The organism is Polaromonas sp. P4_H1, from assembly GCF_056400945.1.
On record NZ_JBFUKG010000017.1, the window covers coordinates 51,458 to 68,330 of the forward strand.

Sequence of the window (16,873 nt, forward strand, 5' to 3'; positions counted from 1 at the left end):
CAAAATTGTTATCACTTGCTTTGCCGCGCCTTCAACAACAGTGCCTCGACGGCTTCGTAGTTAGTCGACAAAAAGGATTCCAGCACAGCTTGTTCAGCTCCAGCCGGAGCTTGGGGGGTGTAAACAACAATGACTGCAGAGTCATCGCCTTGTCCCGTCAAACGATAAAACGCGCTGTATGCTTTGGCAACGTGGTCACTGGCGGTCAAAGTGCCGTTGATCCAATATATTTGCCAAACCGCCAGACGACCTGGATTGCCCTGCGCCGACAGAGCCGCTCCGCGCAGCTCGGCGGTGCGCACGCTCACCACTTTGTTGCCCACCTTGACAGTGCGACTACTGCCGGCCACCTTGGCCCATTGGGAATCATTGCTGTTGACCAGCACATTGCTCGAACTGACCAGCTTGCGATCGTAGTCCTGATGCCGGTAGTAGCCCAGATACAGCCCGACGATGTGACCCTGGCTGGCGTAGCTTTTGTTGATGACGGCAGATGGATTCTGGAAAGCCGGTTTGAAGCTTGCCGCAACGGGTGCGGCGGCTTGCCAATCTGCAGCCAGAGTCGTCGGCGCGATGAGTGACACCGAGGCGTCGCCCTCAGCCCGGTCAATGAACCACAATGCGATGTGCGGCATAGCCACCAGCGCCGCAAAGCAGGCCATGGTGGCCCACAGCCTGGCAGCGGACAAAGTCTGCTCGGCGGGTTGCTCTGCGCTGCGCACATCGATTGCTTTCTCGGGCTCGGCCCAGCGGGCGCCAATGGCGAACATCAGCATGATGACGATGCCAAAAAAGAGCCAGCCGTAAATCAGGTGATCAACGCCTACTGCGAATTTGTTGCCCGAGACATGGCCCACCATGACGATCATGTAGGCGCGCACCCAGTTGGCAGCAATGGGCACCAGTATGGAAATGATCACGAACAGGATACGGCGCTTGGCCGATTGGTAGTTCAGATAGGCAAAGATGGTGCCGACGGTGAGAGATGCGATCAAATAGCGCACACCACTGCAAGCCTCCACCACAGACCAGTTGCCAGAGGGAATGACAAACTGCAAGCCTTCCCGGTAGACGGGAATGCCGCTCAGGCGCAAAGCAAAAATAGTGAAATCGGCTGTCCAATCCATGAGCTGGGGCATGACGAACTCACCAATAGGCACGGCAAAAAACAGGAAACCCAGCGGAAAAACTATCAGCCGCGTAACGGACCAGCCCAGCGCAGCAGGCACCGCCAAAACCAGCAGCGCCACAAATGCCAATTGGGTGACGGCATTGACTGCCACCAAATCGCCCAAAAACCAGGCAAAGGCTGCGCAGGCCGCCAACAGAAAAACGCCAAGCGCCGGCTGTGGTGTTTGCGCTGCCATGAGCTGGCGACGGCGCCAGACGAGCCACAGCACAATAGGTGGCACCAAAAAAGCATGGGTAAAGGTTTCAGACCGGGCCCAGATGGTCACCATGGCGATGCCGGTATCGCGGTATAGAAACAAGGTCCAGGCCAGTAACAGGAGCAGAGCCGGGACGGCCTGACGCCACGGTTGCGCCAGGCGGACCTCGCCCTTGAGCAGGTTCTGACTGACGATTGAGTTCATGCGTTGCCGTGTGCAAGTGGTGGGTCGCCCAGATAGCGGTCCAGACTCGCCATATGGGCGTCCCAGCTGTAACTTTGTACTACACGCTGCCGGCCAGACTGACCCACTGCAGCTGCTCGGGCAGGAGATCTCAGCAACGCATCGATTTCACGAACAAAGTCAGCGGCCTCTGCGGCAGAGACCAACTCTTCGCCGGGTCGGGAATCAATTACTTCGACACAAGCCTGCGACGCCACCACGGGGCGGGCCATGGCCATCGCCTCGAGAATTTTGTTTTGTATGCCACGGGCCACGCGTAAGGGCGCAACAACGACTGCAGCGTGTTGCAGGTAAGGCCGAACGTCTGGCACGGTACCGGTGACTACGACGGCATTGGATGCAAGTGCCAAAACGGCGGGCGATGGGCTGCGCCCCACAATGTAGAAGCGCAACTGTGGCCAGGTCTGACGCAGAACGGGAAGGATATCCTGCACAAACCAGGTCACGGCGTCGATATTGGGCCAGTAGTCCATGGCGCCGGTGAATACCAGCGGTATTTGCTCCGGGTGGACCCCGCTGCCGGAAAAAGGGGAGCTATAGCTGGGGTTGGGCGAAAAATACTCAGCATCAACACCGTTGCAGATGACTCCAACCCGGTTGGCGCTCTCAGGGGCCTTGTGGCGAAACAGGGCAGTTTCGTTTTCCGTGACGAAAAACGATCGTTGCGCGCGGGCCGCTACCGCGCGCTCGTAGGCCAGCAAGCGCTCGCCCTCACGCCGGTACAGCCAAGACAGCGGCCATTTGTGGCTGGTGGCGTATTGCGTCCACTTGGCAGAATCCACATCGACAAAATCCACCAGCATGGGCGGGAGAGCGCCGCCGGACGTGCCCGGAACATACTGCGCCATGACGGAGGAAAAAATGATCGTGGCGTCCATTTTGTTAGCTCCCAGCGTCTGGTTGACCCACGCCTGCAAACCTGTATTTTGGTAGTAACGCAGGCTTAGCGCCTGGTGCGTTAACAAGCCACTTAAGCTTCGCAGCCTCGCTGTGCGGGGGGTAAGTCGCGCCACATGCAGGTCGGGGCAAATCGCACGCACGATGTCCACATAGGCCTCGTCTTCCGGGTCGTCCACAAAGGTACCCAGAAAAACACGGTGCTGTTGCCGCAGGTGTTTGAGCAAATGGTACGAGCGCACCTTGTCGCCCTTGTTGGGAGGATAGGGAAGCCGGTGCACCAAATAAAGCAGATTACCCATGGTGGTGGTCATCCGAGATTACGTACAACAACCGGCCCCAACCAGTTGGCCAAACCAAGAGGCAGGCGACGCCAAGCCTTAATCATAAGTCTGTACTGGGCATTGCTCGGGTTGTTTTGCGGAATGGCGTGACGCTTGTAAAGCCGGTACTCGTAGTGCAGCGGCGTTGGTTCAAAACCCCAGTTTTTCTTGAATGCGTAAGTGCCTGTGCCTTGCTTGCTGCGGCCGTAATCAAATACCTTGAGGCCGCGGGCGCAGGCGCGACGCATGAGCTCCCAATATTTGAAGTCATTGGCAGCGAACTCGCGGGCGAGCTCAAAGTCGCCGGCGTAATAAGGCAGGACTTCATTGCGAAAGTAAAAACTCAAGACGCCGCTCAAGGGGCGACCATCGGGCGCAAGGACGGTGAGCACTTCGCAGTCAGGACCGAATTCGGTTTGCAATGCCAAAAAGTAATTTTTGGGCATTGCCGGGGTGCCGTGACGGTGGGCGTTATCGGCAAAAAGAGTAAAGAAGCGATCAACGTTATCGTCAATTTCACTGACCAGCCCGTTTCGGATACCTTTTCGCACCATGGCGCGCTGCTTGCGCGGGATGGCCAGCAGGTTGGCCTCCTCGGAGGCTAGAATTTCTTTGCGGAAAGTGACGTACAGGTGCTGCGTGGGCCAATCGCTGTGACGTGGATTAACGTTGCGCAATTCAAGGTGAGCCACACCGAGGCGTTGGGCAATTTTCTGAGCCTCCAGCTCAAGGGCCTCTGCCGCTTGTGCGTTGAGCGCTGCGACGCCGCCGTACACGGCAAAAGGAAGACTGCTCAACGAGTTGCCAAACAGCCAGCTATTGACATGACCGAGCGGCAGAACACCCTGGATATGGCCATCGGACTCGGCATACAAAAAATAGGTGTCATGTCCAAAAACACCGCGCACAATATTCTGCCAACCGGCACGATGAAAAAAAGTAGCCTCGGGACATGCCAGAACGAACGCATCCCATAACCCCGCCACGGTGACGTCTTGAGGTCCCAGGCGTTTGACGGTCAGCATGGCGTTTTCAGACGAAAGGGCTTTGTTTGCTAAACCTGTGCAGGAAAATTTCGTCCATGCGACCCCACTTGAAGTCACCCAGCAAGCAGTTCAATCGGCTTTCCATGCGGCTAATGTTGACGTAATGCCGAAAGCGCGTCTTCCTGCTGATGCCCGCAATGCGCGGCTGCCCGGTGTCGATCTCCCAAGGATGGAAATAGAAGACGCCCGACTGTCGGTCATGCCTGTTCACCCGGCCGAGCATCCAGCGTGACAGGGCGTAAGGCAGCAATCTGAAGTACCCTCCTCCGCTGGACGGCAGGTTGCGGTTTAACACCCGCAGCGTTGTGATCGGAATTTCCATCAAGCCGGGGCGCACCTCGTAGGCAAAACGCGGCGAGTCCGGCATGCCATAGTGGTCGTGCCGAATAGGGTAAATGCTTGAGCTGTAGCGGTAACCGGCCCGAACCAGGCAGTCAAAAGCCCAGAGGTTGCCAGTGCCTATCGAAAAACTAGGAGCGCGATAGCCATTGACTTGAACGCCCGTCAAGTCTTCCAGAACAATCTTGGCCAAATTAATGTCGGCAAAAAAAGCTTCTTCGGACTGGTCGCTGGCGCGCTCGTGACCATAACCGTGGCTGGCCAGTTCGTGGCCCTCCTCGACTATCTCACGCACCAACTGGGGGTAACGCTCGGCAATCCAGCCCAGAGTAAAAAAGGTTGCCTTGGTATTGCGACGCGCCAGCATGTCAAGAATGGCGTTGACATTCCGCTCGACGCGGCATTCACGCGTATTCCATTCGGAACGTGCGATGTGCGATGCAAATGCCGATACCTGAAAATAGTCTTCGACATCAATCGTCAGCGCGTTGGTGATGGTTGAGGTCGGCATACAGATTGATCTATGAGATTGATCTATGTGTTGCCTGATTCCAGGGCCATTGCAGTCTGTTTCGGCTCCAACCATTTGTACAGATCAGCCGCGATACGTTCGGCGGCATGACCGTCCCACAATTCAGGCACCCGGCCACGCTTGCCCCGTCCGTCCAGAATTTCTCGTATCGCACTCAAAATCGTATCGCGGTTACGCCCCACGAGGATATTTGTACCTTGCTCAACAGTGATCGGACGCTCGGTGTTTTCTCGCAGCGTCAGACAGGGCACGCCAAGCGCCGTAGTTTCTTCCTGCAGGCCGCCCGAGTCGGTGAGTACCACAGTGGCACCTGCCATCAGCCCCAGCATCTCAAGGTAGCCCAGTGGCGATAACAACGCCATGCGCGCTGGATCAATCATGGCCGCCAGACCAAAACGGTCGATGTTGCTACGGGTGCGGGGATGCAAGGCAAACACCAACGGCAAGCTGGCAGCAACCTCACCGAGTACACCAAGCAAGGCACGCAGGGTTTCGGGATGGTCTACGTTGGAGGGTCGATGCAGTGTGACCACGCCATAGCCGATGGGATGACTCAAAACCAGGGGGTCTATGTGGCAGGCTTGCAGGGTGTCCTTGGCGCTGCGGGCGTTTGCCCGGCCAAAAATCACCGAGTCAATCATGACGTTTCCCGCAAAGCAAACCCGATCTGGTGGTATACCCTCCCGTGCCAGATTTTCTTCAGCGGTGCGCTCTGTGGTGTAAAGCCTGTCAGAAATTTGGTCCGTGAGGATTCGGTTGATTTCCTCCGGCATGGCTCGGTCGTAGCTGCGCAAGCCGGCTTCAATGTGCACTACCGGCACACCCTTTTTGACCGCAACCAGAGAGCAGGCCAGCGTGGAGTTCACATCACCGACCACCGCCACGCAGGAGGGTTTATGCGCATCAACTACAGGCTCGAACCGGCGCATGACTTCGGCAGTCTGGATCGCGTGCGTGCCAGATCCGACTTCAAGATTGATGTCCGGTCGCGGCAGCCTCAGATCTTCAAACAGGCGATCACTCATGTCTTTGTCGTAGTGCTGACCGGTGTGTACCAAGAGCACGGGCAGGGGCGGAACATGGGCGGCCATGGCACGCAGAATGGGCGCCATTTTCATAAAATTCGGCCGCGCACCCACAACACAGATGACCGGACCCGAAATGCTCATTGGGAACTTTCCTGGCTGATCTTTTTGACCGCCACGAGAAGCTTTTGCAGTATGCCGAGAATTTCGAGGTTGATACGTTCCAGGCGGAACACGCTTCCCTCCAGATGGCGCAAGCGCTCGTCGTGTAGCTCAACACCCAAGGCGTGAATTTGACTGGAAATCGTGCCCGCCAACGCTGGAGCCGAACTCTCCTCCAGCGCCTTATTGGAAGGAACCGCCGATTCATTGTCAATGTCGGACACCACCTTATTGACATCTTCAAGACCAAAAGCGTCTTTGTTGTCCAAAAAACCAAATAGCAACAAGCGATCACAAATCAGATTGACACGGCGGGGAATGCCGCCGGAGGCTTTGAAAATTGCTTCAAAAGCGGCTGAATCGAAGGTGGGACGCCCCGTCGCACCAGCACATTTCAACCGGTGCTCAATGTAACCCTGTGTTTCATCTGAAGACAGCGGACCAATGTGGCATGTCGCCGTAACGCGCTGCCTGAGTTGCTGCATGGTGGGGCTTTGCAAAATGGTTCGAAATTCGGGCTGCCCCACCAGAAACGTCTGTAGCAGCGCTTGTTGGCCCAACTGGAAGTTCGACAGCATACGCAATTCTTCTACCGCCCGGGCTGTGAGGTTCTGGGCCTCGTCGACGATCAGAAGACAGCGTTTTCCCTGGCTTGTCTGGTGGACCAGATAAGCCTCCAGCGCCATCAACATGTCGGCCTTTGAAACGTCTTTAACCCGCACACCAAAAGTAGCGGCCACCATTCGCAGGGTGTCGTCGGCATCCAGCTGGGTGGTCACAAGGTTGGCGGCTACGACTTTTTTGGAGTCCAGACTGGCAAGCAGGCCACGTACCATCATGGTCTTGCCCGCCCCAACCTCACCCGTGATGACAATGAAACCTTCGTTTCGTTGAACACCGTAGTCGAGGTAGGCCTTGGCTCGCCGGTGTTGTTTGCTGCCGAAATAAAAATTCGGATCAGGGTTGAGCTGAAAAGGCTTGCTGCTTAATCCGTAATAATCGGAATACATGACTGTAACAATCGGAATACATGAGTCAAAACTGAACAGTCAAACTGCCGAGGACCGCGGTTTCATCGTATGGCGAAGCACCTCTGGCAACCACGCGGCGCAGCCCCACGGAAACAGCGGTCTGCTTACCCAGTTTACCCGTGACGTTGACGTTGAGGGCTCGCAACGTGGTGTTTTGCAGACTATTCACCCCAGAGATGTTTTGCAGACTATCCGCCCCAGAGGTTTTTTGCTGCGATGCCAGAACACCCAGTGAATAATCAGGGGTTAAACGGTGCGCGTAGTTGACGCTGAAGCCGCGCTGTCGAATGAATGAAGACCTGGTGAAATCATCAACAGCCCTCGAAATGGTGTCAAGCCTGCTGCTTTCGCTTCGCGTGGCAATAAACGTGATGGTGTCTCGCACGCCCAAGAGCGCAAACAGCAAATCTTGCCGGCGTTGCAAGGACACAGCCGACGTCAAGAAGCTGCTGACGACTGGTGTACCGGGACTTATACCAGTGGCCTGTAAAAATACACTCACCAACTGCGCACGCAGCACAGGATCAGGTTCGATAGATGCAAACTGGCTTTGCAAGAGGTCGAAGATGGTTCCCCGACTGGCAATGCCAAGCTGGGTGGGCGTTGTTAAAACATCCTTCGAATCAGTAAATTTCCATGCGGTGAGTGGCGTTCGATGCTCAAAACTCAGGCTGTGAGCGTTTCCGAAAAACCGGCGATCGCGTGAAGCGGACAGGCGGGTCCGCTCTGACGGCGACCAGTTCACCCCGAAGCCGCTTGTGCTGTAGCTCCGCTTGTCGAAGCTTATGTAGTTATTGGCTTCACGCCCGGCATTGGCCGACACGCTTAATTGAGGAGTAATCCTGTAGGACAAGCCAAGGCCAAAACGGTCCGCTTCGGATGAACGACCGGCACTGAAATCAACACGTTGTTGACTGGCGTCAGCCGACCAACCAAGAGTCGTGAAGGGACTGTCACCCGTGAGTCTTAAAGCACTGTCGACCGTTGTGATACGAGAAGCTATCGCTGCATCACTGTCCGTCACTGCTCGACTGTAACGTGCCTCATAGTTGGCGATACTGCCCAAACGTCCGCGCAGATAGGGTGATAGCCGGTAGCTTGATACCTCGGCTCGATTGGCGTTGACCGATGTGTTGTCAATTGACTGCGTACCAAAGGCAGACACAGCCTGCTGCGAAATGGAGCCGCTGAAATCAATAAAGGCCCAATTATCAACAGCCTCCAGCGTACCAAACGTATTCAGTGCGTTTTGGGTGTGGCTGCGTGAAGAATTTTTAGCAGAGGAAATTGCATTCAAGGCATAGTCAAAGTAGCCCTTGACTCGGGCACCATCAACAATAATGCGGATGCCCGGGCTGATTTCGGTAATCAGGTCTGACTGCTGACCGACACTGCTCAGGCGCACGTTATCTGTCAGTGTCTCGGTAACGGAGACACGCGGCACAATCGACAGAGCCTGTTTCGGACCCGAGTCTGAGTCAGGCTCCTGAGCAAAAGCGCCAGCCGACACCATAACCAAACCAGCGGCTACCGGCATAGACTTGGCCGTGACTCGCAGCGCCCGTAGAGAAAGCAAACTACACATCATGACTGGGATCGATGCCGAGGGTATTCGGGCTTGCTGCTGCTCGTGCCCGGACCTTGTCCATAACTATACCCATACCCATACCCATACCCTCCTTCGGAATCATATCTTGCTTTATTCAACAGCATTAATTTGACTGGACATGCCTCAATGGTGGCCAGCGCTTGCCGAACCTCCGCCTGCAGAGTCTTTCCAGCCTGCACGACCATCACCACCTGGCCCATATGGGAAGCCAGCACCCGCGCCTCGGTGGCAAGCAGAAGCGGCGGCGAATCAAAAATAATGATGCGGTCAGAATAGCGCTTGGCCATTTCATCCAGCAGCCGGATCATCGCATCACTGGCCAGCAGTTCGGTAGCGCGGGCATGGGGCGTTCCTGAGGGCAGAATGGTCAGCTTGTCGATGTTTGTTTTCAGCAGCATCCTCGCCATGTCCTTGGACTCACCCTGCACCAGATCGAGCAAACCGAGGCTTTCGGGCAGCCCAAGCACTTTCATCACCGAGGGACTCGTGACGTCGGCGTCCACCAGCATCACCGTGTTATCCAGTTCAGTGGCAATGCTCATGGCTAAATTGATGGCGGTAAAACTCTTGCCTTCACCGGGCAACGCGCTAGTCACCATGATCAGGTTGCCATAGGCGATAGCGGATGCGCCTTTACCCATCGCGTTGCTAATGAGCGGCCGCTTAATGACACGGTATTGATCTGCAATTTGGGATCGTGGCGCATTGGGGCTGACAATGCCCGCTTGCGACATTGCCGCCAGATCAATTTCAACCGATCGAGACAGAGGAGCCGACTGAGCCTCGCTCACAGGATTTTGGGCAGCCCCATCCATTTGCGCTACTGGCGGCGGCGTCGCAGGCATCTCAACACCCGCCTGGCGAAGCTGCTCCAGGCGTTGTGCCGCCTGCTCGATCAAGCTACTCATATTTGATTCATCCCGCCCGCCCGGACATCATGGAAAACACGATCATCCCGGCAATGAAAATTGCAACCAACCCGCCTGAAGCGCCCAGAAATTTTTTCAGATCGGATTTTTCCTGTTGTACAGCCGCGTCGTCCATCACCAGTGTCACAATGCCCAGCAGCGGCAAACCCACCGTCTCCCTCAGGGAGCGTCCATCATAAAAGACGGCACGCAATTGGCTTGCGATAAAGGCGGCCGCAAGCCCGGCGCCCAATGCGGCCAGAAACGCGAGGGGCAGCAGCAGCAAACGGTTGGGTGCCACCGGGTTGGGTGACACGCGTGGCGGGTCTATCAAACGGAAGTCTGCAACACCCGCGGCACTGGTCAAATCGCCTGACAGCGCAGCCGACTCTCTACGTGCGACAAGATCGTTGTAATTTTTTTTATGGATAGCGTAATCACGGTTTAACTGGGTAAATTCAGCTTCTATTTGGGGAGCTGTTTTTATCAATTCACGTGCCCGATTGACACGCGCATCGTACTCACCTACCCTGGCGCGCAAAGCGGCCACCTGCACCTCCGCAGTGGCCAGGATACGATTGAGTTCCTGATAAACCAAGGTGTTGGTCGACGACGAAGTTGGGTTGGCCATCGCGATTTTGCGCAATTCCTCTACCTCTTTGAGTTTGAGTGTCTCAAGCTCTTTGATCAGGCGCCTGGCGCCGGCAACGTCAGGGTGTTCCTCTGTAAAGCGCTGCAGCAGCGCATCAAGATTTCGTTTTTGAACGTCAATGCGCGCGTCGATCTCAGGTGTCGAAATCGACAGGGCTGATTCTTGAAGAAGACTGCGGGACGTGATGTCAAAGTTTTGGGATTTTTCGGCCTCCAACTGACGCTTGGCCGCATCGCGCGCGTTTTCTGCCTCACGCAATTCAAGGCGGGCCTGGCTCAACTTACTGCCCAAGGCACCGAGTTGTCCGGCCATGTCGGTGCCATCGGCAGTTTGAAGCTCAATGTTTTTGACCCTGAATTCCTTCAAACGCGATTCGGCTTCTTCAAGCTTGGCCAGGTAAGTTTTAATCTGCTCATCAATAAACTGCTTGGCCGTATTGGAATCCTTGCGTGTGTTACCGAGGCTGGATTCAACAAAAATTGACACCAGCGACTGGATTACCAGCTTCGCTTTGTCAGGGCTGGCATCGCGATACGAAAGCACGTAAAGGTTGTCGCGGCCCTCGTTCTTGATTTGAAGCGTTTTCATCATCCTATTAATCAGCGCATCCTGCTCGTCCTTGGACTGGGCCTTCAAATCCAGATCAGCCATGCGCACGAGTTTTTCAACATTGGGACGGCTGATGAGCGTACGACTCAGCATGATCACCTGTTGCTCGACGTTAGGCTGCACCGCCAAGCCCGACATCAAAGGCTTTAATATAGACTGCGTGTCGACAAAAATACGGGTTGATGCTTCGTATTTGTCAGGCACTGAAAGCACCACAAACGTACCAATCGCGGCGCCCCCCCAGGCAACCAGCAGGCCAAGCCAACGATGCCTCCACATGCTTCTGGCAGCGGTGAATAATTGCTTAATCAGCTCATCCATCAGATCAGGTCCTTGCGGCAGAATGCGAACGCTGCCATACCTTCGTCAAACGAAGCAGCAAACAGAAAGGACGCCGGCCTTAAAACCAGCCTTGCGGAATGATCAGGATGTCGCCAGGCTTCATTTCAACATTCGCGGATATGTCGCCTCGCTTGATCAGATCTTTGAGTCGCACGGAATAGCGCTTGTTACCCTCCGAAGCACGCGTGATGGATGCCCCGTTGCCATCGGCGAAGTCCGTCAAGCCGCCCACTGCAATCATGACGTCCAGCACGGTCATTTTTTGTTTGTAAGGCAAGAACTGCGGTTTGGTCGCCTCGCCGACAACTCGAATTTGTTCACTGTACGGCCCGACAAAACTGGTAACGATAATCGTCACAACAGGGTCACGCACCAGTTTGCTCAACGCCTTCTCGACCTCTCGGGCCAACTCGACAGGGGTCTTTCCTTGCGCGACGATCTCGTCCACCAATGGCGTCGACACTTTGCCGTCCGGACGCACAGGAACCGTCAGGGAAAGCTCCGGGTTACGCCAAACGATGATGTTCAGCGAGTCTCCGGCGCCCACAATATAGTTGTAATCAACGGAGGCGGCGACGGTCGGCGCGGGAGGGTACGCGGTCGAAAAACCGGAACATGCGGATAGCAGACCGACTAACGCACCCAGAGCGGCCCAACGGGACGCAGTTTCAATAGTCATAAAAAAATTTTTCATAACATATCCCCTAAAAATGCGCCCAAATGTTTGCACCGGATTTGGAGCTTTGACTATAGCTCCTTCCCCAGCTGTCAGCAATAAGACAAGTTTGAATCCACTGCAATTTAAATTTTGCGGAATTTTGCGGACGGGCTCAAGCACCTCAAGCACCAGATCTTCCGCGTAGCACGGGGCGTATAAACTTCAGCAGCGCCTGCTGTATTGGGTTGGAATTTCCAAATGGGCGCCAGGTCAATTTAAGCTTTTGATGGTAGGCGTCGAAGTGAATTCCCCACGGAGCGGCCTTGATGGAGCCCCGCCCCAGCAACACCTTCAAGACATTAGCGCCCATCACGCCAGCGCAAAGGTCGCATGCCATGATGGTTGACGGCCCCCTCTTCTCCTGAAAATTTACCGATTCGGGCGCAACCAGGTAGTCGCGTTGAAGCATCGCTGGTGACAGGCCGGCAATGAAACGGGCGTATTGCTCCTGCGACTCGTACCCTTCCACTTTGAAATAGTCCTCAAAACTCATGCCATCAGGACGAAAGTAGAGAAATGCAGTCCCCATGCCCAGCGGTGCTGCGGTCATTGCAGGAATACCCTTTTCCCGGCACTTCGCAAACACCATGCGGCGAGCTGGCAGCACAAAGAAATCCAGGCCATCCACATAGACATCGGCATCCCGCAGAAATTCGTCGATGTTTTGGGGGGTGATGCCTTGGGGAAACAAGCGCAAATCGATTTCTGGATTAATGTCGCGCGCCAAGCGGGCGACAGTGTCGATTTTTGGCTGCCCCATAAAAGGCATGAAAGCGCCAGCCTGCCGGTTCAGGTTTTGCACATCGAAGTCGTCAAAATCGGAGATGTTGAAATGACTGATCCCTAGCCGGGTAAGCGTCAGCAAGTGCGAGCCGCCCACTCCGCCCAGCCCCGCAATCGCGATACGAGACGTTCTTAACTTGGCCTGTTCGGCCTGTGTAGTCCAGCCAATATTGCGCGAGAACGCGCTGTCGTAATCAAAGATGATTGGGGCTGCCATGACGCTCTCGATGTGCAAAATCCTGTATTGTTATTGTGCTCTGGCGCATAACCGGGGACCATCCCTTTGGCCCCGTCACAGTAAAAATAGGGATTGCCTTCGATTGCGGGCCGCATGAGCTCCCTAATTCAATGCAAGGAAATACCTGTGAGCCTTGACAAGCTGACCCATATTCTCGACCTCGCACGCTGGGCCCCCAGTGGTGACAACACACAACCGTGGCGTTTTGAGATTGTGGACGAATACCGGGTTCGGGTACATGGCTTTGATACACGCGACCATATTCTTTATGACTATGAAGGGCATCCGAGCCACATCGCCCATGGAGCACTGCTTGAAACAATGCGGATTGCGGCATCCGGCTTTGGCCTGACAACCAGTTGGACTGTTTCTTCTCACGGAGAACATCGCAATCCTGTCTATGACGTGAGTCTGGCGCAGGACCCTGCCCTGGTTCGGGACCCACTGTTTGACTGCATCGAAACCCGCACTGTTCAGCGCCGACCGATGAAAACCACACCGCTTACCGGCACACAGCGCCAAGCGCTGATCGACGCGGCGGGCGAAGGCTTTAGCGTGCAACTGTTCGAGTCCTGGGGTGAACGCCTGAAGGTGGCCGGTCTGCTGTGGGACAGCGCGAAAATTCGTTTGACTTGCCCAGAGGCCTATCCAGTGCACAAAGAAGTTATCGAGTGGCGGGCGCGCTACAGCAAGGACCGCATCCCGGAGCAGGCTGTCGGCGTGGACCCGGCGACTGCGCGCCTGATGGAATGGGTCATGCAAAGCTGGGCGCGGGTGGGGTTCTTCAATCGCTACCTGTTGGGCACCGTGGCACCGCGCATCCAGCTCGACCTGCTGCCCGCGCTATGCTGCGCCGCGCATCTCTTGCTGCGCCCCCAACAGCCCCCGGCAGGCCTGGCGGACTGGGTAAACCTGGGTCGCGCCGTGCAGCGCATCTGGCTCACGGCGACGCACCTGGGTTTGCATTTGCAACCGCAGATGACCCCGGTGATTTTTCGTTGGTATGCCCGCGCCGGACGCCACTTTTCGACCGAACCGAGACTGTTTGAACAAGCGTTGAAGTTGTCCAGTGATTTTGAGCGGATTGCCAATTCGACGCCCGAAGACGATTTTGGCTTCTTCGCACGGGTTGGCGTTTCGCCAGTGCCGCACAGTCGCTCGCTCAGGCGCGACCTGGCAACTTTGATGCAGGCTTGAGAGCAGGCACGGCGACCAAGGTCACTGCCAGCAGCCTGCAAGCGAGATGGAACTTCCCCATTATTTTGTCGGATTTTTTTACATCTGCCGCTAATGCGTTCCTATGGAATTGAACAAGCTTTTGATTTTTATAGTGAATAGCTGACTGGCATGAAGAGTGCTTGGGTTCGGCATACCACGGCCGATCAGATTCCCTGACACGGTGGCTGACCCAAGTGAGGATGTCATGAAAGGTATAAGCACAAAATTTCAGCGACTGGCCGTTGCGGCAGTGCTGGCGGCAGGCATGGCAGGGACGGCCCAAGCCGCGCTTGACCTCTCAGGCGCTGGCTGGGTAACCTACGAAGATGCCAATTCCTACGCCTTGCAGGTTGATGGCGTGATTGCTGGCAGCACCGGGCCGGGGAGCCTCTATTATGTCAACTCCACCCCAGGCGCGATCCAGGACCTGATCGTCGTCGCTACTGGCTCCAGTGGTGGGCCGGTAACTACCAATTTCGCCGGGATGGACAATGCCTTATCGACGCCTTCCGGGGTAAGCGGCAGCAACTACTTTTCGGATATTTGGAACAGCACACTTACTGCCTTTACCACTTTCCTCAATGGCGAAAGTCCGCTGTTTTTCTTCAACAACAACCAAACCAACAGTGGTACTTCGACTGACCAAAACCTCGCGGTCTGGGCGCAAATCAGTTTGACGGGCGCGGGTATGGACACTTTGTATCTCACCTTCAGCAATTTGAGTAATGATTACGCCTTGTTTACGGAAGGCGGGGGCGGTGTATTCGGCGGTACCCCTGCGCCCACCTTCAACTCCGGCGGCATAGACGCAACTGCGGCGAGCCTTCCGGATCCTTTGGCGGGATCAAATGTTGATCCTGTTGGCACGGATTATGTCCTGTCCGGCGGTGCGATCTGCCTGGACGCTGCCAGCGTGCCTATTTCCTGCAGCAATCCGGGTGCTGTCACCGGGCCCATCAACAACAACCTGGGTGCCAACCAGGCAGCCTATGCAATCGACGTACCTACACTGAACGACTTCCTTGCAGCCTGGCTCCTGGGAGGGTTTGCTGGCTACACTGATATTCATATCGAACTTCAAATGGGTTGTGACCCGGATACCATCGGTACCAGCGGTGGGACAGCGGGTACAGGTGATTGCGTTGGCCGAGATCTAAATAATGGCTATGAACAACTGTTCATTGGCACGTCGACCACCGTCACGCAAGTCCCGGAACCAGGAATTCTCGGCCTGCTGGCGCTCGGCCTGCTGGGACTGGCCGCTACGACGCGGCGGCGCCAAGGCTGACCCCAGTTGGTACGACAACGCTCAAGCAAGAAGGCCCCTGACGGGGCCTTTTTTCATGGGGCGCCATTGCACGCTTTTCCAAAGCGGCGACCCGCCGCTGAGCCTTGCCAGATATTTGACCTTGTCCCTTAAAAAGTTCTTAGCTGATAGTTCTGATAGTTAAAAATCAGCGTCAGGACAATGAAATGAGCGAAACGAAACGACCGGCCAAGTGCACACTGGAATTCAAGTTGCAAGCCGTCAGGCGGGTCAAGGGCGGCCAAGTGCCGAGGTGGCTCTGTTGCACCGCAGGTATGCGCTTAGGCGCGACCGTTACAGCAAGGACCGCTTCCCGGAACAGGCCGTCGGCGTCGGCACCTGCACCTGCCACGTGGAGGAAACTGCTCGACGACTCAGGTTGCTTGCGTCGGTCTGCGGCGCCGCGGCAAGACATATCTCAATGAAAAGTTCCTCGCAGCTTGCGCTGGCTATGCCTGCTTTGGCACCCGGCGCCGACGCCATGCAGGCGCCTGCATGCTCATTCTGGTAGTCATTGCGACGCCAGTTAATGTCGGATATTTTTACATGATGACAGCATCGGCCGAGAAGAAATCGCTAAGTACTTGTCAATACTAGGTAATTTTCTCTGGCACGGGCTTTGCATGCATCCAACGCAAATGCGGGGCCGTCGAATTTCGTCAGTCTGCATTTTCAAATCATCTGCTACGGAGGACTTATGTTGAAAAGCAAACTGTCAATTGCGTTCGCCCTTGCGGCATTGATCGCCAGCGGTCCGGCGGCTGCTGTGGGAACCGGTATTGACTTCCAGGTTACTGAGACAGTTGTGGTTGGCGTGCCGGCCGCGGCTCCCACCATCACCGCCGATTCGATTGATTACTCCTACAACGCAACAATCAATCAGAGTCTGGTCGGTGCAACACTGGATTTTGATGACCCGTTCACGGAGACCGGTTCAATCGCAGTCTCCAGCTTCAAGGACGGCATTGTCACTCAGCCGGCATTTCTGAACGCGTCTTTACTCTTGGCCCCTCTGGGCTATGGCATAGTCGGGGACTTCACCGCCTCTGGCTTTGCTGGCACTTTCGGAGCGGGTATCAAGGCCATATTCGACACATTTACATTGAACCTTTTCATTGACACCGATCAAAACGGCACCGGTGACATTGCGCTGGGTACAGGGGTGATAAATGCTCTCAGCGAAGCCGTTATCTTCGCCGGGCTGGCCAATGGCGACTTCGACGTGAATCTGCTCTTCACACCGACGGCCTTCGGTAGTACCTATTTTTCTAGTCCGTCACCTTTCCTCGTGAATATGGAGACCACTGGCGTCACAACGACACTCAACGGGGTTTCGTTTGGAAGTTTTACGGCAACGGCCGACGGCTCAGGCAACCTCTTTGTTAACCAAGTGCCTGAGCCCGGCACATTGGCGCTGCTTGGCCTGGCGCTGTCAGGCTTGGCGCTGATGCGTCGCAGGCGCAACAAGTAAAGCGCCAAGTTAAGATTCCCCCCAAAAAAGCGC

The 16,873-nt window shown here is 55.7% G+C and carries 14 protein-coding genes; 3 read left to right on the top strand and 11 right to left on the bottom strand.

Annotation, left to right across the window (positions count from 1 at the left end; translation table 11 throughout):
- Positions 1-11: 11 nt before the first annotated feature.
- The 11 genes from xrtA to AC1DS5_RS19980 all read right to left on the bottom strand — a co-directional run bounded on the left by xrtA (position 12) and on the right by AC1DS5_RS19980 (position 12,824).
- Positions 12-1,592 carry an exosortase A gene (gene xrtA / locus AC1DS5_RS19930; protein WP_477719992.1) on the bottom strand — a complete coding sequence of 527 codons (1,581 nt, stop codon included), beginning with the start codon at positions 1,590-1,592 and terminating at the stop codon, positions 12-14.
- Positions 1,589-2,842, bottom strand: a complete 1,254-nt coding sequence (locus AC1DS5_RS19935) for a TIGR03087 family PEP-CTERM/XrtA system glycosyltransferase (protein WP_477719993.1) — start codon at positions 2,840-2,842, stop codon at positions 1,589-1,591. Before AC1DS5_RS19935 ends, xrtA begins: the two co-directional genes overlap by 4 nt.
- Positions 2,839-3,876, bottom strand: a complete 1,038-nt coding sequence (locus tag AC1DS5_RS19940; protein WP_477719994.1) for a FemAB family XrtA/PEP-CTERM system-associated protein — start codon at positions 3,874-3,876, stop codon at positions 2,839-2,841. Before AC1DS5_RS19940 ends, AC1DS5_RS19935 begins: the two co-directional genes overlap by 4 nt.
- A gap of 7 nt (positions 3,877-3,883) precedes the next feature.
- Positions 3,884-4,747, bottom strand: a complete 864-nt coding sequence (locus AC1DS5_RS19945) for an XrtA system polysaccharide deacetylase (protein ID WP_477719995.1) — start codon at positions 4,745-4,747, stop codon at positions 3,884-3,886.
- A 23-nt stretch (positions 4,748-4,770) separates the two neighbouring features.
- On the bottom strand, positions 4,771-5,937 hold the full coding sequence (gene wecB, locus AC1DS5_RS19950) for a non-hydrolyzing UDP-N-acetylglucosamine 2-epimerase (protein ID WP_477719996.1): 1,167 nt from the start codon (positions 5,935-5,937) through the stop codon (positions 4,771-4,773).
- On the bottom strand, positions 5,934-6,965 hold the full coding sequence (locus AC1DS5_RS19955) for an XrtA/PEP-CTERM system-associated ATPase (RefSeq protein ID WP_477719997.1): 1,032 nt from the start codon (positions 6,963-6,965) through the stop codon (positions 5,934-5,936). The genes wecB and AC1DS5_RS19955 overlap by 4 nt, the downstream gene beginning before the upstream one ends.
- A 25-nt stretch (positions 6,966-6,990) precedes the next feature.
- Complete coding sequence (locus tag AC1DS5_RS19960; protein WP_477719998.1) at positions 6,991-8,523, bottom strand: TIGR03016 family PEP-CTERM system-associated outer membrane protein; 1,533 nt, start codon at positions 8,521-8,523, stop codon at positions 6,991-6,993.
- A 47-nt stretch (positions 8,524-8,570) separates the two neighbouring features.
- Positions 8,571-9,503, bottom strand: a complete 933-nt coding sequence (locus tag AC1DS5_RS19965) for an XrtA-associated tyrosine autokinase (RefSeq protein WP_477719999.1) — start codon at positions 9,501-9,503, stop codon at positions 8,571-8,573.
- A gap of 7 nt (positions 9,504-9,510) precedes the next feature.
- A complete protein-coding gene (locus AC1DS5_RS19970; protein WP_477720000.1) occupies positions 9,511-11,085 on the bottom strand; it encodes an XrtA system polysaccharide chain length determinant in 1,575 nt (524 codons plus the stop codon).
- Positions 11,086-11,164: 79 nt separating this feature from the next.
- On the bottom strand, positions 11,165-11,800 hold the full coding sequence (locus AC1DS5_RS19975) for an XrtA/PEP-CTERM system exopolysaccharide export protein (protein WP_477720001.1): 636 nt from the start codon (positions 11,798-11,800) through the stop codon (positions 11,165-11,167).
- A 145-nt stretch (positions 11,801-11,945) separates the two neighbouring features.
- Positions 11,946-12,824: a ThiF family adenylyltransferase gene (locus AC1DS5_RS19980; RefSeq protein ID WP_477720002.1), complete on the bottom strand. Its 879-nt coding sequence runs from the start codon at positions 12,822-12,824 to the stop codon at positions 11,946-11,948.
- 147 nt (positions 12,825-12,971) lie between these two features.
- On the opposite strand from AC1DS5_RS19980, the gene AC1DS5_RS19985 reads away from it, so the two are divergent.
- The 3 genes from AC1DS5_RS19985 to pepA all read left to right on the top strand — a co-directional run bounded on the left by AC1DS5_RS19985 (position 12,972) and on the right by pepA (position 16,840).
- A complete protein-coding gene (locus AC1DS5_RS19985; protein WP_477720003.1) occupies positions 12,972-14,042 on the top strand; it encodes a nitroreductase family protein in 1,071 nt (356 codons plus the stop codon).
- Between the two features lie 226 nt (positions 14,043-14,268).
- On the top strand, positions 14,269-15,351 hold the full coding sequence (locus AC1DS5_RS19990) for a PEP-CTERM sorting domain-containing protein (protein ID WP_477720004.1): 1,083 nt from the start codon (positions 14,269-14,271) through the stop codon (positions 15,349-15,351).
- Between the two features lie 715 nt (positions 15,352-16,066).
- The gene (gene pepA / locus AC1DS5_RS19995) at positions 16,067-16,840 is read left to right on the top strand and encodes a flocculation-associated PEP-CTERM protein PepA (protein ID WP_477720005.1); all 774 of its coding nucleotides are present in this window, start codon (positions 16,067-16,069) and stop codon (positions 16,838-16,840) included.
- Positions 16,841-16,873 lie beyond the last annotated feature (33 nt).